The sequence below is a fragment of the Actinomadura chokoriensis genome (assembly GCF_039529475.1).
Taxonomy (GTDB): Bacteria; Actinomycetota; Actinomycetes; order Streptosporangiales; family Streptosporangiaceae; genus Spirillospora; species Spirillospora bangladeshensis.
In genome coordinates this window covers 24,105-43,373 of sequence record NZ_BAAAMW010000003.1, presented here as the reverse complement: position 1 = coordinate 43,373, position 19,269 = coordinate 24,105, and the positions used below count along the sequence as shown (strand labels likewise).

At 67.5% G+C, this 19,269-nt stretch carries 13 protein-coding genes; 5 read left to right on the top strand and 8 right to left on the bottom strand.

Annotated features, from left to right (window positions below; translation table 11 throughout):
* Window positions 1–305: 305 nt before the first annotated feature.
* Window positions 306–500 (bottom strand): DUF397 domain-containing protein, encoded by a 195-nt coding sequence (locus tag ABFX46_RS08125; protein ID WP_346040731.1) that lies wholly within the window; start codon window positions 498–500, stop codon window positions 306–308.
* Window positions 491–1,297: a helix-turn-helix domain-containing protein gene (locus tag ABFX46_RS08120; protein ID WP_346040730.1), complete on the bottom strand. Its 807-nt coding sequence runs from the start codon at window positions 1,295–1,297 to the stop codon at window positions 491–493. Before ABFX46_RS08120 ends, ABFX46_RS08125 begins: the two co-directional genes overlap by 10 nt.
* 135 nt (window positions 1,298–1,432) lie before the next feature.
* Between ABFX46_RS08120 and ABFX46_RS08115 the strand changes: the two genes are divergently transcribed.
* A complete protein-coding gene (locus ABFX46_RS08115; protein WP_346040729.1) occupies window positions 1,433–1,831 on the top strand; it encodes an ATP-binding protein in 399 nt (132 codons plus the stop codon).
* A gap of 189 nt (window positions 1,832–2,020) precedes the next feature.
* Here the strand turns inward: ABFX46_RS08115 and ABFX46_RS08110 are convergent, their stop codons facing one another.
* From ABFX46_RS08110 to ABFX46_RS08090, 5 genes are all read right to left on the bottom strand, one after another.
* Window positions 2,021–3,592, bottom strand: a complete 1,572-nt coding sequence (locus tag ABFX46_RS08110) for a protein kinase domain-containing protein (protein WP_346040728.1) — start codon at window positions 3,590–3,592, stop codon at window positions 2,021–2,023.
* Window positions 3,593–3,705: 113 nt separating this feature from the next.
* A complete protein-coding gene (locus tag ABFX46_RS08105; RefSeq protein ID WP_346040727.1) occupies window positions 3,706–6,861 on the bottom strand; it encodes a type I restriction endonuclease subunit R in 3,156 nt (1,051 codons plus the stop codon).
* 3 nt (window positions 6,862–6,864) lie between these two features.
* Window positions 6,865–8,169 carry a restriction endonuclease subunit S gene (locus ABFX46_RS08100; protein ID WP_346040726.1) on the bottom strand — a complete coding sequence of 435 codons (1,305 nt, stop codon included), beginning with the start codon at window positions 8,167–8,169 and terminating at the stop codon, window positions 6,865–6,867.
* The gene (locus tag ABFX46_RS08095) at window positions 8,166–10,169 is read right to left on the bottom strand and encodes a type I restriction-modification system subunit M (RefSeq protein WP_346040725.1); all 2,004 of its coding nucleotides are present in this window, start codon (window positions 10,167–10,169) and stop codon (window positions 8,166–8,168) included. The genes ABFX46_RS08100 and ABFX46_RS08095 overlap by 4 nt, the downstream gene beginning before the upstream one ends.
* A 79-nt stretch (window positions 10,170–10,248) precedes the next feature.
* Window positions 10,249–12,303 carry an N-6 DNA methylase gene (locus ABFX46_RS08090; protein ID WP_346040724.1) on the bottom strand — a complete coding sequence of 685 codons (2,055 nt, stop codon included), beginning with the start codon at window positions 12,301–12,303 and terminating at the stop codon, window positions 10,249–10,251.
* 131 nt (window positions 12,304–12,434) lie between these two features.
* Between ABFX46_RS08090 and ABFX46_RS08085 the strand changes: the two genes are divergently transcribed.
* From ABFX46_RS08085 to ABFX46_RS08070, 4 genes are all read left to right on the top strand, one after another.
* The gene (locus ABFX46_RS08085; protein WP_346040723.1) at window positions 12,435–13,367 is read left to right on the top strand and encodes an exonuclease domain-containing protein; all 933 of its coding nucleotides are present in this window, start codon (window positions 12,435–12,437) and stop codon (window positions 13,365–13,367) included.
* Between the two features lie 131 nt (window positions 13,368–13,498).
* Complete coding sequence (locus ABFX46_RS08080; protein ID WP_346040722.1) at window positions 13,499–13,981, top strand: DUF4352 domain-containing protein; 483 nt, start codon at window positions 13,499–13,501, stop codon at window positions 13,979–13,981.
* A gap of 177 nt (window positions 13,982–14,158) precedes the next feature.
* Window positions 14,159–15,397 carry a metallophosphoesterase family protein gene (locus tag ABFX46_RS08075; RefSeq protein WP_346040721.1) on the top strand — a complete coding sequence of 413 codons (1,239 nt, stop codon included), beginning with the start codon at window positions 14,159–14,161 and terminating at the stop codon, window positions 15,395–15,397.
* 5 nt (window positions 15,398–15,402) lie between these two features.
* Window positions 15,403–18,858 (top strand): AAA family ATPase, encoded by a 3,456-nt coding sequence (locus ABFX46_RS08070; RefSeq protein ID WP_346040720.1) that lies wholly within the window; start codon window positions 15,403–15,405, stop codon window positions 18,856–18,858.
* Here the strand turns inward: ABFX46_RS08070 and ABFX46_RS43445 are convergent.
* Window positions 18,770–19,222 (bottom strand): helix-turn-helix domain-containing protein, encoded by a 453-nt coding sequence (locus ABFX46_RS43445; RefSeq protein ID WP_428831231.1) that lies wholly within the window; start codon window positions 19,220–19,222, stop codon window positions 18,770–18,772. The genes ABFX46_RS08070 and ABFX46_RS43445 overlap by 89 nt on opposite strands.
* Between the last annotated feature and the right edge of the window lie 47 nt (window positions 19,223–19,269).

The following is a 19,269-nucleotide window of genomic DNA, read 5'->3' as shown; positions in this document are numbered from 1 at the left end:
TAACATTGTTTGTTACATCTACATCCATGGTCAAGCCGCTACAGCATCTGGAGGCAGCACCGTCGGCGTCCGAGTGCCTGCGGGACGCCTTCACTCCCGTTCGTCCGGTGAGGCAGGGGCGATCTCTCGCGTGGGCAGTTGCCGACAGACGTCGCGGATTCCCCTGGAGGGTGCCGTGACGGGAAGCGTTGACGACTGCGCCCGCGGACAGGCGCCGTGCGGGGGGTTGGGAGGCCGGAGGCTGGACACCCCACCGTGCCCCGACGAATCGGGGGCGGCCGCTGGAGTGGTCGGTGTTGGGGCGGTCAGTGGGTGTCGGCGGCGGACTGCACGGCGGTGCGCAGGGCCGCGCGGGTCAGCAGGAGGACGGGGCCGTCCGGGTCCTTGCTGTCCCGCACCGCCACCACCGACGCACCGGCCACGTCCGCCAGTTCGACGCAGTTGCCGCCGTTGGGACCGCTGTAGCTGCTCCTGCGCCACTCGGCAGTTGTCAGGTCCATCTCTCCTCGATGACCTTTCGGATCAGTTCACGCGACGCCGCCTGCGTAAGCGCCTGAGAACGGAGCTCGACCAGGGTTTTCGCGAGGTTGGACAGATCCGCCGGGTTGTCTGTGGTGATACCTCGGATTGCTGTCTCGATGTACGCGATCTCGCTCCGATCCTCCATCGTCGCAACCACGAAGGCGCCTAGGACGCCTTCGTGCTCACCACTAGACAACACTACTTGAACCGTGACGTTGGGCAACAAACTCAGCTCTAGAAGATGTTCGAGCTGTTCCCGCATCGTCTCCGGCGTCCCGACGAGGTTATGAAGCACGTGCTCGTCGAGCAGAAACAGGACCGTGGGCGGGGCTGGGTCCTCCCTGGTGAGGATGGCCTGGCGGCTGATACGAGCGTCGGCGGCTTCCTGGTTGCCGCGTAGCATTGCCAGGGCGTAGGCAGGTGTTTGGGCCAGCCCGGGGATTACGGAGTTTTCCCAGCTCACCAGCATGACCGCGTCCGACTCGATCTGTGGCCAGTCGAACCAGATCGGTACCGGGTGGCCGTCCTTGTTGAGGTCCTCCCACAGGCTGATGAGGGAGCCGCCCGCTTCCAGGTAGTCGTCCACGGCGATCACGAACGACCGTGTGGCGCGCTTCTTCCCATTCTCGATGCGGCTGACTTGGGGGCCGCTCACCTTCGTCAGATGAGCGATGGTCTCTTGCTTGATGTCCTTGGCCTCCCTCAGCCGGCGCATCTGGCGGCCGAAGGCGACGAGGGCTGGCGACTCGCGGGGGCGTTGGCGTCGCGGGGGCATGGTTCCTACCTCTCGGCGGAATCTGTCGAGTCCGGGGGCTGAGCTACCACCCTCTGCCACCTGCGGGCGGTAGGCACATAGTAGCCCGAAAATAGCGCACTGTGTGCTGTACGCCACACACAGTGAGGAGAGGTCATGGGGCAGGGCGCGGCGGAGAACGAGATGGTGGTGAAGCGGGACCCCAAGGTGGTCGCGGAGGTGCGGCGGTTCGTGCGGCTGGTCGCGGGCCAGTGGGGCATGGACGACTTCGTGCCGTGCCTGGTGGCCAGTGAGCTGGTCACCAACGCGCTCCAGCACGCGAAGTTGGAGACTGACGAGGACGTGGTCCTGCGGTTGAGCCGTACCGAAGACGACGCCCTGTGGATGGAGGTCCAGGACGCCGCCTACGACCTCCCGCAGATGCTGGCGGCCGACACGACGAGCGAGACGGGCCGGGGCCTGTTCATCGTCGACCAGTACGCCCGCTGCTGGGGCATCCGCGCCCTGGCCGAAAACGCTGGCAAAGTCGTCTTCGCGGTCATCGACCGCACTTGAAGACCGGCGGAGGGGCGTTCCTTCCCGTCCGCCCCTCCGCCACCTTTCGGAGGCATCTGACGACGCTCGTGCTGCGTGGGCTCGGGACCTCGACTACTGAATGTCGCGCGAGAAAACGCCCGTGACCGCGCCTCCGCGTGGAGGTTCAAGGCTCGTCGGACACGGCGGAATCCGCGTCCACCTGGCGGGCTAGGGCAACGTGGGGAGGCGGATGCGGGTGAGGATGTCGGCGATCTCGCGGGTGCGTTCGTCGTCGGGACCGTTGATGACGAGGTGGTCCTGATAGAGGGACTCGAAGACGTTCTCTGCGCCGGCCTTGTCACCCGCGGACAGCAGAAGCATGCCGATGCTGTGCCTGATGTCGAGCGCGAGTTCGCTGGCGTGGCTGTCGGCGTTGGCGACAGCTTCGAGGAGGCGCCGGAACTGGTCCAGCGCGACGGTGTTCTGGCCGAGGTTGGCGCGGCAGAGAGCTGCGTAGCGGCGGGATTCCAAGGCGCGATCGCTGGATGGCCCAGCCGTGCGGGCATAGGCGTCGGACAGCGCGTCGAACTCCGGCAGAGCTGTGCGCGAGTCTCCACCGAGATAGAGGATCAGCGCACGGTGGAAGCGGAGTTTGAGAAGGTCGGGGCTCTCGGAGCCCAGCATCTTGGCGGCCGGGCCGATGACGGCCTCAACGACGTCTGCGGCCTGCACGAACCGCTCGGAGCCGAGGAGTTGAGTGGAGCGCCTGAGAGCGTCGTCGATGGCGTTCCGGAGCTGGGTCGGCGGCGTGGTCGGTGCCTGCGGCACGGTCGGCGGCGCCGGGATGGGAGAAGGACGGCGCGTGCGGCGGCGCGGGGCGTTCGGCTGCCGGTAGAGGAGCGTCGGATCGGGCATCTCGCCGAGCCGCCGGCTCGTGGCGAGCGTTGGTGAGCCGGGGACGGGAAGGAACGGAAGTAGGCGGTCATAGACGGCGTAGGCGTCCGCCGGCCGCTGCTCGGGCTTCTTGGCGAGCAGGTCCAGAACCAGTTCCTCAAGTTCTGGCGGTACGTCCGGACGCAGTGTCCTGAGCCGCTGAGGCTCTCTGGTGGTGTGCTGCTTCCAGAGTTCGAACTGGCTGTTGCCGTCGAAGACGGGTGCCCCCGCCAGGAGTTCGTGCAGGACGCAGCCCAGCCCGTACAGGTCGCTCTGCGGCGTCACCTGGGCCGCGTTGACCTGCTCAGGGGACATGTAGCGGCTGGTGCCCATCGGTGCGCCGGTGACCGTGATCTTGGTGACGTCGCGGCGCAGGATCGCGGCGATGCCGAAGTCGAGGACCTTGACGGTGCCGTCATCGGTCACCAGGACGTTGTCCGGTTTCAGGTCCCGGTGGACGACTGGGATCGCATGCGCATGGGACAAGACGGTGGCGATCTGCGCGGCCGTCGCGGCGGCCCAGGCGATCGGCAGCGGATCGGCCGGGTCGATGTAGGAGCGCAGGTTCCTGCCCTGGATGTACTGCATCACCAGGTAGAGGCGGTCCGCGGAGTCGGCGTCCAGCACTGCGTCGTACACCTGGGGCACGCCGTGGTGCTGAATGCGGGCGGTAACGCGCGCCTCGCGGCGGAAACGTTCGGCCAGGTCGGCGATGTGCTCTGGTGCGAACAGCATGTCGGGACGGATGGCTTTGACGGCGACCTCGCGGTCCAGGACCGTGTCGTAGCCGCGCCAGATCATGCCCATGCCGCCGGACCCGATCTCCTCGATCAGTTCATAGCGGTCGGCAATGGTCCTGACCGGCATTCCTACTCCACGTGCGCTCGCCCTGATTCGCCGTGGTCAAGTCTCGCGAGGACGGAGATCGCCTGTCCAGCCGTCCTCCGAATCGCTCGGGGGACGGCTCGACGGACGAGCGTTCAGGCCACGCCGGCCTGTTCGCGCAGCAGCTGCCATGCCGCCCGGCGGGCACGGCTGTTGAGGGACGACTTGAATTCGGGGTCGGAGCCGAAGTACTTCTCGCCGAGGGTGGCGATGGTGTCGACGTGGTCCATCATCTTGTCCTCGAAGACCTTGTCGAAGACGACCCCGAAGTTCTCTTGGTCGTTGTTGGCGACCGCGGCCTGTTTGACCTTGGGGTCGGCCATCGCCTCCTCGAACGGCTGGATGATGTCCTCTTCGGTGAAGTCCGTGCCGAACTTGGCGTTGAACTTCTCGATCAGCTCTTCCAGCGGCGACTTCTCCGGCTCCTGGGCACCGCCGGCGCCCTCCCCGAATCCCTTGACCACGGCGGCGCCTTCGGGGGTGAGGCTGAGATCGTGCTCGCCGGTCTTCTCGACCCGCATGTGGCTGAGGTCGACCTCGCCGATGTCCACGCCGCCGTCAGCGCGTCGGGGAAGCCTATTGAGTAGGTGCCGCCCGTACAGGTGGAGGCGCTCCAACTCGGCGTCGCGGTACGGGACGATCTGCGAGAGGAACCCGTACTTGCGCACGTAGTCGTTGAGGTTCGCGCGGAAGTCCTCGGCGATCTCGTGGTCGTCGTCGTCCTCGCTGTCGATCAGCGCGGTGAAGCGCACGACGGCCGGGTTCAGCAGACGGTACAGCTCGGCGTGAAGCTTCTCCCAACGCGCGGTCGAGCCACCGGCCTTTTTCTCGGCTTCGAGGTAGGCGCGGGCGAACTCGTCCATCTCCGCATTGGCGAGGATCTGCGCCGACATGACCCGGCTCTGCGCCGTATAGAGGAGGTTCGGGTCCGAGGGGAGGGTCATCGCCTCCTCGTAGTACGGACGGAACGCCTCCTGGATGTCCTCGGCGTCGTTGACGAAGTCCACGACCGCCAGGTCTGTCTGGCTCTTGCGGTCGGCGGTCCGGTTGAGCCGGGACAGCGTCTGGACGGCGGAGATACCGGCCAGCTTCTTGTTCACGTACATCGTCGTCAGCAAGGGCTGGTCAAAGCCGGTTTGGTACTTCTCGGCGACAACGAGAATGCGGTACTCGGGCTTGCCGTGTCCGCCCGTCTGCGTGGTCAGGTCGTCGGCCCGTGTGTACGCGAACGCCTTGGGCAAGGCGCCCTCGGGCAGGCCACCGTTCTCCTTGGACTCGGTGATCTCTTCCTTCTCGTACGTGAGGGAGCCGGAGAAGGCCACCAGGACACCGATGCCGTATCCCATGTCCTCGATGTGCTGCTTGATCGCACGCGACATCTGCACGGCGCTCTTGCGGGAGGCCGTCACGACCATGGCCTTGGCCCGTCCGCCGAGCCGCCCCTGCGTGTGTGCCCGGAAGTGCTCCACGATGATCTTCGCGTGCTGGGCGACGGTCGAGGGATGCGTGATCGCGTACCGGGCGAGGAGGGTGTTCGCCTTGGACGGGTCGACCTCGCGGTCATCGGGGTTCTTGTTGACGAGCTTCCAGTACGTGTCGTACGTGACGTAGTTGCGCAGCGGATCGAGGATGAAGCCCTCCTCGATCGCCTGCCGCATCGAGTAGGTGTGGAACGGCCGGTACGTCGGTCTGCCGTCCACGGTGTCCTGCGTACCGAACAACTCCAGCGTCTTGCTCTTGGGCGTGGCCGTGAACGCGAAGTAGGACAGGTTGGACGCCTGCGAGCGCTGCGCGGCCCTGTGCTCCAACTTGGCCTCGATCGTCGTGGCGCCCTCGTCCTCGTCGTCGGCGTCCAGGCCCAGGTCGCGCAGCGCGGCCTTGACCGCTGTCGCCGCGTCCCCGGACTGGGAGGAGTGCGCCTCGTCCACGATGATCGCGAACCGGTGCCCGGCGATCTCGGTCGGGTTGCGCCGGAGGAAGTCGATGAGCGCCGGGAACGTCTGCAACGTCACCGTGATGATCTTCCCGGACGACTGGGACAGTGCCTTCGCGAGCTGCTCGGACTTGGCGCCGATCTTCTCGTCGATCTTCACCACGAGTCCGGCGGTCTGCTCGAACGCGCCGATCGTCTCCCGCAACTGGGCGTCCAGGTTCCGCCGGTCGGTGATGACGATGACCTTGTCGAAGACCGGTGTCCCCGGCTCCACCCCGTTCGCCACCGCCTCCGGGGCCAGGTCAGCCGCCTTGACGGACGTGTGCAGGGACGAGAGCCGGTGCGCCAGCCACGCGATGGTATTCGACTTGCCCGATCCGGCTGATGCCATCACCAAGTAGTTCTGACCGGCCCCATAGCTGGCGGCGTGCGCGGTCAGCTTCTTCACCACGTCCCACTGGTGGTAACGCGGGAAGATCAGCGTCTTGCTCGTGCGCCCGCCGGCGCTCTTGCTCTTCTGCTCGTGGACGAACCGCTGGAGCATGTCCAGCCAGGTGCCCGGCTCCCAGATCCGCGTCCACAGGTATGAGGTCGCGTAAGTCCCCGGTTCGATCGGTGCCGGATTGCCCGCGCCGCCAGGCTGCCCCGGCCCTTCGGAGCCGGTGTTGAACGGCAGGAACCGCGTCTTCTGCCCCCGCAACTGCGTCGCGACGAACACGAGGTCGGGATCGACGCAGAAGTTCGCCACCACGCGGTGCCGGAAGATCAGCTCGCTCGGGTCGCGGTCGCTGCGGTACTGCTCCTTGGCCTGCTCGACGCCCTGCCCGGTCAGCGGGTTCTTCAGCTCGGCCGTTGCGACCGGAATCCCGTTGACGAACAGCGCCAGGTCAAGCCGGTTCCCCTTGTCGGCCTGCTTGGTCGCGTACTCCAACTCACGGACGACCGTCAGCCGGTTGGCCCGGTACTCGTCCAAGACGGAGTCGTCCAGCACAAGGTTCGGCTTGAAGTACGCGAGGCGGATCAGGACCCCTTGATCCTTCACACCCTTGCGCAGGACGGTGAGCACCCCGTCCTCCGCAATCGCCTTGTCGAGCCGCTTGGCGAAACCGACCTGCGCGGCCTCGGTGCTACTCCCATAGAGCATGACGAGGCGTTCCCACTCGTCCCCCTGGGTGTCCCCGATGAACGTGAAGAGCTGCCGCGTGTCCAGCCCGAGCGTCGGCCGATAATCGCGCGGATCACCTTCCTGCCAGCCGCCCTTGAGCATCGCCGCGACGATCGCGTCCCCGAACGCCCTCTCGTCATGCACCGGACTCATGCCCTACTCCGTAACCCCACGACCGGACGCCGTAGAAACATCGAACTGCCCCGTAACCGCCGCCGTAATCAACGCCTGCCGTCGCTCCTGAACAAGGTCGATGGACCTGTCCAGCTTTGTTGCCAGTGTGCTTATCTGTTCCTGGATTCTTTCTACTTCAGCGGCGATTGCCCGCTGAACATCAGAATGGGGAATTGGAACTGGCGTGCCCGCTAGAAGTGGAACGCTTATGTTTTTTTGAGCACTTCCCCAACTGACGGCATCGAAATATTGTCTACATATGCTCGAATTGAGGAAGTGGCAATAATATTCAGGTGAATTTCCTGGAGAAAGTGAGGTAATGAGTTGAGTGAACGTCTGAGACCTGTCGAAACTGGGTGGCACCACTGCACTAACTCCGGCATTGCCGGTACGGACGGTCAAGATATCGCCCGCGTTGACATACTTCGTCCGATTGCGCTCGGCGAATATTGGTTCGATGTACAGGAGGTCCTCTGTTTCGAGTCCGTTCCTTTTGATGTTTGTTGATCTCAGCAAAGGGACTCCGGTGCTCGCGTAGGCGTGAGTTGCCGCCTCCGCAATCCCCACATCTATACGGGTCGCCACATTTTTCAGTCGCCCGATCTTAAACGATGTAGGAAAAGGTGAACCCTGATTTGAAGGTTCGATCGGCCTGTGTTCGAAGCCACGAAGCAGTATTGCGTCCATACTGGCATCTAGTTTTTCCTGGAGAGTGCTCCGGAGTTGGCGTTGCAGAGATACATGTCGGTCGATGCGGGCGGTCTCGGTGTCAAGGAAGTCGGCGATGCGCCGCTGCTCTTCACGGGGAGGTAGAGGTACGGGGAGGCGCTTGATGTCCCATTGGAAGAGATGAGGAACACCCATCCCTCCTTTGAGTAGGTTGATTGTTGCTTGAATAAGTCGGCTTTCAAGGAGGTGCTGCAGGAACGCGGGATCGATACCGAAGGGCCTAATGACTGCGATCGACCCGTTTACCGTAGCTGACCGGGGAAGGCTCCTGATAATGTTGACGATTCCGAGAGTGTTGCCATCCTTTGCGAGTAGAACGTCGCCCTTCTGGAGCTTCAGTTCAGGGGATTCCTCATACCTTTCTTTGGTTATGAAGTTGACGTTCTTGAAGTCAATTTTTTTAGTCTTAATGTTGGGTGTGGAGAGGAAGGCATATCCATCTGTCTGATATTCATCGGCTGTCAACGCCTTCCAGCCGATCCGGGCATTTACAGAGGCAACTCGGTCTACTCGCGTCGTTGACCAAGTCTCGGGGAGCACGGGAAGCTGAATATTCATTCGGTCACCTCGCTGAGGAGGGTCTGGATCTCGGCCTCCAGAGCTTTGAGTTCTGCGTCGATCTCCGAGAGGGGGCGCGGAGGTTTGTAGACGTAGAAGTGGCGGGTGAAGGGGATCTCGTAGCCGATCTTGGTTTTGGTGTGGTCTATCCAGGCGTCGGGGACGTGCGGGAGGACCTCGCGCTTGAGGTACTCCTCTACGTCCTCGTCCAGCGGGACGTTCTCGTAGTCGCGGAGGTCGGTGTCGGGTTCGATGACACCCTTGCGCACCATCTGAACCTCGCCTTCGGGGTCGCGGACGCCGATGGCGTCGCGGACGGCCTTGGCGAACGGGGCGCCTGGCGGCCACTGGAGGCCGGCATCGACGACCGCACCCATGAGGGCGTTCAGCATCTCCGGCTTGGTCGGCCACGTGGTGCCGAGGAGCGGGCGCACCGCATTGATGAGAGCTTCCGCGTAGCCGAGCTTCTGGACCTGCTTGGACGCCTCAAGCGCCGCCAGGGTCTCGTCCGTCAACTCGAAGCGGAGCTTGAGCGGACGTTCGACGGTGATGCGGCGGTAGCCGAAGTCCTGGTTGCGGAAGACCTTCACCTTGCCGTGCAGCGGGTGCTCGGGGTCGTCGGCGACCTCCAGGGCGTCGCCGTAGAGCTGGGTGATCTCGGCGATGTGGTCAGGGCGTCCCTCCTGGCCGTCGCCGATCTCCTTGCGCTTGTCGCCGAGGGACTTGCGCATCTTCTGCCAGTAGTCCCGGGCGTCCAGCAGGACGACCTTGCCCTCGTGGTCGGGGTGCTTGCGGTTGGTGACGATCCAGAAGTACGTCGAGATGCCGGTGTTGTAGAAGAGCTGGTCGGGCAGCGCGACGATCGCTTCGAGCCAGTCGTTCTCGATGATCCACTGACGAATGCGGGACTCGCCGGACTCGGCGGCGCCGGTGAACAGCGGGGAGCCGTTGAAGACGATCGCGATGCGGCTGCCGCCCGCCTCCCGCGGCTTCATCTTCGAGATCATGTGCTGGAGGAACAGGAACGAGCCGTCGTTGATGCGCGGCAGCCCGGCCCCGAAGCGTCCAGACTCGCCGAGCGTGTCGTGCTCGTGCTCGACCTCCTCCTTGACCTTCTTCCACTCGACGCCGAACGGCGGGTTGGCCAGCAGGTAGTCGAACTTGGCGGTGCGGTGGCCGTCGTCGCTGAAGGAGTTGCCGAACGCGATGTGGTCCGGGTCCTGGCCCTTGATCATCAGGTCGGACCGGCAGATCGCCCACGACTCGGGGTTGAGCTCCTGCCCGTACACCTCGACCGTCGCGTCCGGGTTGAGGGAGGTGATGTACTCCTGAGCCGTGCTGAGCATCCCGCCGGTGCCGCAGGCCGGGTCCAGCACTTTGCGGACGATGCCCGGGACGCTGAGCGCGTCCGCGTCCGGCGCGACCAGCAGGTTCACCATCAGCTTGATGACCTCGCGCGGCGTGAAATGCTCACCGGCCGTCTCATTGGAAAGCTCCGAGAAGCGCCGGATGAGGTCTTCGAAGAAGTACCCCATGGCGTGGTTGGACACGACCTCGGGACGGACGTCCAGGTCGGCGAAGCGTCCGACGACCTTGTAGAGCAGGTTCGCGCCGTCCAGCCGCTTGATCTGCTGGGCGAACTCGTACTTCTCCAGCACCTCCCGCGCGTTCGGGGAGAAGCCCGCGATGTACTTGGTGAGGTTCGTCGCCGCGTGCTCCGGGTCGTTAGCGATCTTCGCGAGGGTGTAGCCGGTGGTGTTGTAGAACGACTGGCCCGACGCGCGGCGGAGGAACCGGTCGGTGTCCATGTCCTTGCCCTCGAACCGCTTGACCGTCTCTTGGACGGCCGCCCGGGTCGGCTCCAGGACGGTCTCCAGTCGGCGAAGCACGGTGAACGGCAGGATGACCTTGCCGTAGTCCGACTGCTTGAAGTCTCCGCGCAGGAGGTCGGCGACCGACCAGGCGTGATTCACCAGTTCGGTGTGCTTGCTGTGGTTCAAGGGGTTCCCTTCCGGAAGTAACAGCCTGCGGAGCAGGGATTCTCAAGTTTGGGGCATGGACGGCGGCCTGCGCTGGGGCTCATGGCAACTCGGTCCCCGGGGGAAGCAGAGCACCGCTGCTGAGAGTGGTGGCGATGAGGTCGGCCGCCTCGTCCGCGCAGTTCGCGGCGTTCCGTGCGGTGCTGCGGAGTGCGTCGACCTTGCGGAACGCGTGGCCGTAAGCGGTCTGCTCGCCGATCGGGAGCAGCGGGACGCGCAGCCGGGACGCCACGAGCTGCTGCGTGGAGCTGCCGGTCGTCGCCTGGCTGATGTTGTCCCGCGCGCTGACGAACCCGGCGAGGAACCACGGATCAAGCCGCGCGGGGTCGGGCCGCAGCAGGAACACGCCGTTGCCGAGCAGGCATCCGGCGTCGTCCTCGCCGACCACGCGCGTCGCGACGCCCTGTGGGCCGACGATCTGCGTGACCAGGACGTCCCCCACCTCGATGACGACCGGATCGGCAAGGTGCACTTCGCGCGTGTCGCCGCTGGCGCGCGTCCCGCGGATCAGGTCGCGCGCCCGCAGGACGGGACGGTCCGCGAGATCGGGGGGCGGAAGGTCGTCCGAGGTGGCTCGCGTCCCACGGTGGACGGCGAGGGCGCCACCACGGGACAGGTCGGCGATCGTGGCGGTGCGCCAGGTGCGGCTCGTCTCTCCGGCCGAGGCAAGCGGTCCGATGTCGGTCGCGTCGGTGAGTGCGGCGATGCCGGCTTTGAGGCGCTCGATGAGCTGGGCGACGTCGCGCAGGGCCGAGTCCGGGGTGATCACCGGCGCCGTGCGGACGTGCCGGGCGGGGGACAGGTCGACGAGATCGTCCAGGAGGTCGATCGGCGGGACGGCTCGCGCGGTCCCCGGGATCTCGGTGAACTCGTCGGCCTCGGTGAACGCCTGCCAGGTACTGACGATCGTCTCGTGGAGGCGGGAGGAAGGGGCCTCGTCGGAGGCGTCCATCAGCAGGACCAGCTCGCTGCCGGGGCGGTCGGACTCGGGGCCGCGGAGTATCCACAGGTGAAGCCCGATGTGGTGCGGGACGGCGAGGCCCGCAGGGAGGGCGATGATCCCGCACAGCGCCCCCTGCCGGAGCAGATTGGCCCGGATTCGGCGGCCGGACGATCGTGACGCGGTCGCCGGCGGCAGCAGGAGCACCGCGTGGCCGCCCTCGGCCAGATGCGCCAGGGCGTGCTGGGCCCAGGCGAGTTCCGGTTCCGAGCGCGGCGGCACGCCGTAGGCCCACCGGGTGTCGAGCGCCAGGTCTTCGTGCCCCCACTCGCGGTCGCCGTAGGGCGGGTTGCACACCACGGCGTCCGCGTGCAGGCCGGGGAAGGCGTCGTCACGGAGGCTGTCGCCGGTCCGCACGTCCACCGACACTTGGGGTGCCGTTTCGGCGAGCCGGGCCCTGGCCTGGGACGCGGTGACGGGACGGTACTCCTGGCCGTGCACGTCCGCGCCGGGCTCAAGGGCGGCGGCGACCGCGGCGAGCAGGCGTCCGCTGCCGCAGGCCGGATCGAGGACGCTGCGGACGCGCGGGCCCCCGGTCGTCGCCAGCGCGGCCATCAGATCGGCGAGTACGTCCGGTGTCGGATGCGTCCCGCGGATGCCGATAGGCGCCTCGGTGTGCTCGTCGAGGACGTCGAAGACGGCGAGCGGGCCTTCCTGGTGCGTGACCTGTGCCGCGGCTCGGAGGAGTGCCGCGGGGATGTCGGTACGGCCTGGCTCGCCGGCCCCGGCCGACGCGACCGCTTCCGCGTGCAGCGCCGTCAGCTCGTCGTCGTTCACGGCCGCGATCGCGGCGCGCTTCCCGGCGTCCAGCCCGGCCAGGTGCGCGGTGAACAGGGCGACAGCCTCGGCTTCGCTCGGCGCGCGACCGCGCAGCCGGGCTCGCAGGTCGTCGCTGGACGACCGCGCGGGGAGGCGGCCCCGCGCACCGAGCCACGCCTCGATCTGCTGCCGGTCATAGCTCGGGCTGGCCTCGGTCCCGCCGCTGGGCTGCGGAAAGTCGGGGTGGCGCCGGCGCCAGTTGCTCACGGTCGCCCGCGTGACGCCGGCGAGCCGAGAGATCTCGGCGGCGGTCAGCTGTTCGCTCTGCGATGCCATCGGATCATCCTCATCAGCTTTCGGGAGCATCGCCACTGTACACCACTCAATGTCCTGAAAGCATTTGACAGTGCTTTCACGTCGTGCTCTCATGGTGATGCTTTCAATGGCACGGCGCGAGGAGCGGACGGATGAGCGGCTGGGTGGCGATCGACTTCGAGACGGCGAACTGCTTGCGGGGAAGCCCGTGCTCGGTAGGGCTCGTCAAGGTGAAGGGAGGGCGGATCGTCGAGGAGTGGTCGTCGTTCATCAAGCCCCCTGACGGCTACGACCACTTCGAAGCGCGCAACGTCGCAATCCACGGCATCACGGCGGACGACGTCAGGGGCGCCCCCGGCTGGCGGGAGACGCTGGAGGGCATCGTCCAGTTCGCCGGCGGCACCCCGCTCGTGGCGCACAACGCGGCCTTCGACATGGGAGTGCTCGCCGACGCGTGCTGGGCGAGCGGCCTGGCCGTCCCGGACCTCCGCTTCGCCTGCACGCTCGTCCTGGCGAGGCGGGTCTGGAACGGGCTGCTGTCGTACAAGCTCCCCGTGCTCGCCGACGCCCTGGGCATCGAACTGGCCCGCCACCACGACGCCGGCGACGACGCGCGAGCCGCGGCCCAGGTGATGCTCGCCGCGCTGCGGAGGCAGGGAACGGACTCGCTCGACCACCTCCTCGCCGTCCACAAGGTCCGGATGGGCTCCTTCCAGGGCGGCGTCCGCCAGGGGTGCGCCTACCGGGGAGGCGCACCGCGCGCGCCGTCCCCGGACGCCGACCCCGACGCCGACCCGGACAACCCGTTCTACGGGCTCACCGTCTGCTTCACCGGATCACTGCCCGGCATGACCAGGGCGGAGGCCGCCGAGCGGATCGCGGCCCTCGGGGCCCGGAAGGCCGGCGACGTCACCGGGTCCGTCGACCTGCTGGTGCTCGGCGGCGTCCAGCCCCACCAGCTCGCCCCCGGAGCGACCAAGACCGGAAAGCACCTCAAGGCGCAGAAGCTCCGCGACGCCGGTCACGACATCACCGTCATCGACCACGAAGAGTTCTTCGAACTGCTCGCGGCGGCCGAAGGCTGAACCGCGGCCCAGCGGGCCAGCGGCTCAGCGGCCTAGCGGCTCAGCGGGCCAGTGACCCCGCAGCCGCGCGACCCCATCTGATGGCGCGTCCGTGGAGGACGCGTCCGAACGCCACCATCAAGGAGCACGTCATGCGCAAGATCGTCATCGGCCTCGTCGCGGTCGCCGTCCTCTCCGCCGGCTGCGAGCTGGAGACGGACCCGGTCGCCGTCCAGTCGGCCGACCCGGGCACGTCCGCGGAGAAGAGCGGCGGCGCGGCCAAGAGCAAGAAGAAGACCTTCCCGATCAAGCTGACCGCCAAGCGGGCGCGCGCGAAGAAGAGCATCCTCAGCGACGGCGGCGCGCTGTCCTGCGCCAAGGTCACCGTCACCAACCAGACCAAGAAGCAGCTCGAGGTCAACCCGCTCTACTTCTCGATCACCGACAGCGACAGCACCAAGCACGACACCAGCACCGCCCTCGGCGACTACGAGGGGCAGATCGCCACCACGGAGCTCGCCCCGGGCGAGAAGGCGACCGGCCTGGTGTGCGCGAAGGGCAAGTTCCAGCCCAAGATCGTCGCGATGACCAACCCGCTGTTCGACGAGGCCGCCCGCGCGCAGGTCGCCTCCTGACCAGAAAAGGGGCGGCGGGCAGGCCGGGAGGCGCTGCATATTCGGCCCTGCCACCCCAAGACAGCTGTTTCGTCACTTTGTGCAGATACATCCCAACAGCGGGCTAGCGTTCCTTCCGTCCCCTCGCCACAGGACCACTGGACGCTGCGCTCCAGCTGCCACGCGAACGAGGAGACCATGAAGTTCCTGCATGCCGCCGATCTCCACATCGACAGCCCGTTACGCGGCCTCTCGGCCTACGAGGGCGCGCCCGAAGAGGATCTGCGCCTGGCCACTCGGCGGGCACTGGAGAACCTCGTCCGGCTCGCGATCGAGCTGCCGGTGGACGCCGTCCTCCTCGCCGGCGACGTCTACGACGGGGACTGGAAGGACTACCAGACCGGGCTCTACTTCAGCGGGCAAATGGCATGCCTCGGACGCGCCGGCATCCCCGTGTACATGGTCTCGGGGAACCACGACGCACAGAACCGCACGATGCGCTCACTCAGGCTCCCCGGCAACGTGCGCGTCTTCGCGACGCACAGGCCCGAGACCGTCCGGGACGAGAAGGCCGGGCTCGCCGTCCACGGGCAGGGGTTCGCCGAATGGGACCTCACCGACAACCTCGCCGCCGGATATCCGCAGCGAGACGGCGGCCTGTTCAACGTCGGCCTGCTGCACACGGGCCTGGATGGCGCTCACAGTGAGCACAAGCTGTACGCGCCCTGCTCCGTCGCGGACCTCGAAGCCCGCGGCTACGACTACTGGGCGCTCGGGCATGTCCACACCCGGCAGATCGTCCGGGAAGAGCCGTGGATCGTCTACCCCGGCAACATCCAGGGACGGCACGCCCGCGAGACCGGTCCGAAGGGCTGCACCGTCGTCACCGTGGACGGTGACCTCCGGGTCGAGTCGGTCGAGCACCACGACCTGGACACCGCCCGCTGGGAGCGCCTCGACGTCGACGTCACGGGGCGCGACGACATCGACCAGGTGCTCAGCCTCGTCGCGCAGCGCTTCCAGGAGATTCCGGAGGAGAGGCTGACCGCCGTCCGGGTCACCCTCACCGGCGCGACGTCCGCGCACGCCGCACTGTGGCGGGACCGCGAACGGATCCTCAACGAGCTGCGGGCGGCGGCCGGGCACCACCCCAACCTGTGGCTGGAGAAGGTCAAAGTCCGCACATCCAGCGAGGACGGCGGTGACTCGGGCGCGGGCGCCTCCGGCATCCTGACCGATCTTCGTCGCACCCTCTCCGCGCTCGGCACCGACCCCGACGGTCTCATGGCCAAGCTCTCCGGCCACCCGCTCATCGGAAGGATCCCGCCCGAGATCAAGGGTCCGGAGGGCATCGCCTCGACGGACCCGGCATGGATCGGGAGCCTGGCCGACGACGCCTACCAGCTCGTCGAGTCCCTGCTGCAGGAAGCGCGGTGACCGGCATGCGCATCGAACGCCTCGACCTCATCGCCTACGGCGCCTTCGACCGGCACAGCCTGGACGACCTGGGGCGGGCCGGCGTCCACCTGGTCTACGGGCCCAACGAAGCCGGCAAGTCCACGGCGCTGAGCGCGCTCGACCAGCTGCTGTACGGCATCCACCACAACTCCCGGTACGCCTTCCGGCACGGTACCCGGACGCGGCTGGGCGCCCGGCTGTCGGCGGCCGACGGGGTGGCCATGGAGATCGTCCGCCGGAAGAAGCGCAAGGACGACCTCGTGGACGGCGACGGTGACCCGCTCGGCGAGGAGGCCCTCGCCCGCTTCCTCGGCGGCGTCGACCGCAAGACGTTCATCACCGAGTTCGCTCTCAACAGCGACGAGCTGCGCAAGGGCGGGGAACTGCTCGCCTCAGGCGAGGGCGACATGGCCCAACTGCTCGCCGCCGCACGATCGGGCATGCGTCTCAAGGCCGTCCTCGACAAGATCGAGGCCCGGCAGCGCGAGCTGTTCCTGAGGCAGGGGAAGAAGCCCGCGATCAACGCCTCGCTGGACCGGCTGAAGGACCTCCGGCAGCGGTTGCGCGAGGTGACGCTCCGTCCTGAACAGTACCGGGAGGCCGAACAGTCCGCGGCCGAGGCGGAGCGGCGCCTCGCCCAGACCGAAGCCGGGTTGCGGGACGCGCGGCGGCTGCGGGAAGCCAAGCACCGACTCCAGGAGAACCTGCCCGCGCTGGCCCAATGCCGCGACCTCGAGAAGCAGATCGAGGAGATCGGCGCCGACGGGCCGGTCGCCCCCGACGACATCCGCGCGCAACTGCCCGAGCTGCTCAAGCAGCGGAGCGAGCACATCGCGGTGCGTGCGACGAATGCCGAACACCTTGAGCGGACCGAGCGGCAGCTCTCCGAAACCGGGCAGGACGACTCCCTCCTCCCGCATGCCACCGCGATCGGACGGCTCGCCAGGGACATCACGGCGGTCCTCGACGAGATGGACCGGCAGAACACGGGGTCCGACGAGGTCGCCGGCATGCGCGTCCAGGCCGAATCGCGGCTGCGCACCGTCCACGCGCAGGCGACGCTCGCCGACGAAAAGCTCTACCGGATCCCGGAAACCCTGCGCGGCGAGGGGCGGAAGCTTCGGGACGAGGGCCGGACGCTCCGCGAGACCCTCGAGCACGAGCGGGACGCGGTGAAGCGGTGCCGGGACAAGCATGAGCGCCTCGGCAAGGAGCTCAGTGCGCTCCCGGCGGGCGAGGACGTTTCGCAGTTGCACAACGCGCACGCGTCCATCCCCGCCGGCCTGGCAGAGAAGCTGGCCGACACCGAAGCCGACGAGAGGAAGCGGGACCGCCGGTTCCGCCAGGCCCGGAACCGGCTCGAACTGCCCGAACTGCCGCCCGACGGCGTCCTCGATCTCCGGCTGCCCGACCAGGAGCAGATCACCGAAGCCGTGCGGGCCTTCCGAGGACTTGAGGAGCGGCTCCGTGACCGCGACGGAGAACTCGACGGCGCGCAGCGGCGACTGGCGCAGTGCCGGCGCGACCTCCAGCGGCTCGCGACCGACGACGCGCCGCCGACCCACGACGAGCTACGGGCGCGGCGCGCCGAGCGTGACGGGCTGATCGCGGGATTCCCCGACGATCCGAGCGTCATGGACACGCTGCGTGAGGCCGTCCGGCGTGCAGACGACACCGCCGACCTGATGCTGCGGCATGCGGAGAGCGTCAACAAGCGGGCCGACCTCACGCGCGAGATCACCGACCTGGAAGACGCCGTCCCCGGTCATCAGGCGGCCGTGGACGAGGTGCTCGCCGACCAGGCGCTCGAGCAGCGGCACTGGGAATCGCTGTGGGAGGGGTACCCGGCCCCGGTGCCCGGCATCGACCAGGCGTCGAAGGTCCTGGACGACTTCGGCCGCCTCCAGACCGACGCGCGGGAACTTCAGGACGTCCGCATCGAGCTGGACGGCCTGCGTGAACGCCTCAACGCCCACACTGCCAGGCTCCAGCACCTGCTGCGCCTCGGCGACGAATCCCCGGCCGTCGCCAGTACGGGCCACGCCTCCGCGATGTTCGCGGAGATGGTGGAGACGGCGCGTGGACGCCTGCGCGAACACGAGCAGACCGTCCAGGAAAGGGCGGCCATAGAGCGCTCGCTGGAAAGCGCGGAGACCGACCTTGAAGAAGCGGAATCCGTGGAGGCCGATGCCGAGCGGGCTCTGGCCGTCCACGATGGGCAATGGCAGCGGTTCCTGAGCAGCGCGGGCCTCGCCGCCGACCGCGACTTCGACACCGCTCTCACCGACCTGGAATCCCTGCTCACCGTGGCGGCGGAGGTCGATGCGGCGGAGGCGGCGGAACGGAGGCTCCACCAGGGCGAGCAGCGGATCTCCGAGTTCGGGGACCTGGTGAAGGCCACGCTGACTGCCTGCGGCCGGAACGTGCCCGCGTCCGCCGCCGACTGGCAGCAGGCCGTCGAGACGCTGGAAAACGACCTGCAGAGGCAAACGGTCGACGCGCAGCAACGCAACAATCTGCTCGAACAGAAGGCGGAACTCGCCGATCGGGTAGGCGAGGCGGCGGCCGAATTGAACGGACTGGAAAGTCGTTTGCAGGACTTCTGCGCACGCCTCGGTCTCTCTTCGATCGCCGAACTGGAGGCCGCCGCAGAGCGCGCCACCGTCCTGCGGGAGAAGTCCGCCGCTCTCGTGAACGTCCGAAAGACCCTCCCCGCAGGGCAGGACCTGGTCGAGCTCCGCGAGCAGGCGGAGGAGACGTCCGCGGCGAAACTCGCCGAAGAACTGGGCGAACTCGACCAGGCAATCGACGACTTGGAGGCGGAGAGAGCCACCTGGGTGGAACAGCGCTTGGAGCGACGGCGGGTACTGGAGGGCCTCAACGGGGGCGGTGAAGCCGCCCGCGCCGAGTCCGACATCGCCCAGATCTGCGCCGACCTGGCCGAGGACGCCGAAGAGTACCTGCGCCTGGAGGCCGCGAAGATCGCCATCCATGCGTGCATGGAGGAGTACCGGGCCAACGACCAGGAACCCGTGCTCGCCCTGGCCTCCGGAATGTTCGCCCAGCTGACCCGCGGCGCCTACACCGGGCTTGAGATGTCCGACGAGGAGCCCCCGAGCATCCGCGCCAAGCCGTCCTCGGGAACGCCGCTGGCGCCCGCCGCACTCAGCGAAGGCACCCGCGACCAGCTTTACCTGGCGCTGCGCCTGGCCACCCTCGAACGCCATGCCGCAGCCGGCAACGCCCTCCCGATCGCCGTCGACGACATCTTCATGACCTTCGACGAACAGCGCACAGAGGCGGCCCTGCACGTCCTCGACAGCATGGCCGACCGGTTCCAGGTCATCGTCTTCACCCACCACGAACACGTCCTCCGCAGCGCCGCCAAGCAACTCCCCAAGGACCGCTGCCACATCCACCGCCTGCCCAGCCGGCCTTAAGGGCACGGCACGCAGTGCCGTAGTCTTCCGCCCCCGAACGCCGCCCCACCCGCCCGTTCACACCCCCCCGCAAGGAGAAACGCATGCAGGACCCCTCGCGGGCGGGGCGGCTGCCAAGGGGCGCACGAAGTGGAGCCAGAAGCTCCGTAACGACGATGCTCCTGATCCGGTAGTTGACCGTGTTGGGGTGCAGCCGCAACCGGGCGGCGGCGTCCTTCAGGGAGCCCCGGGCGTCGAGGTGGGCGCCGAGTGTCCCGATCGCCGTGGCCGCCTGGACCGGGCCGAGCCTGTCGAGGGTGTCGAACAGCCGCCCCTGCTCGGCGAGTTCCCCTGGGTCGGCGCCGGCGGGACGTTCCGATGTCATCCAGCTGACGATGTGCACGTCGTCGACGGCCAGGCCGAGCACGCGGG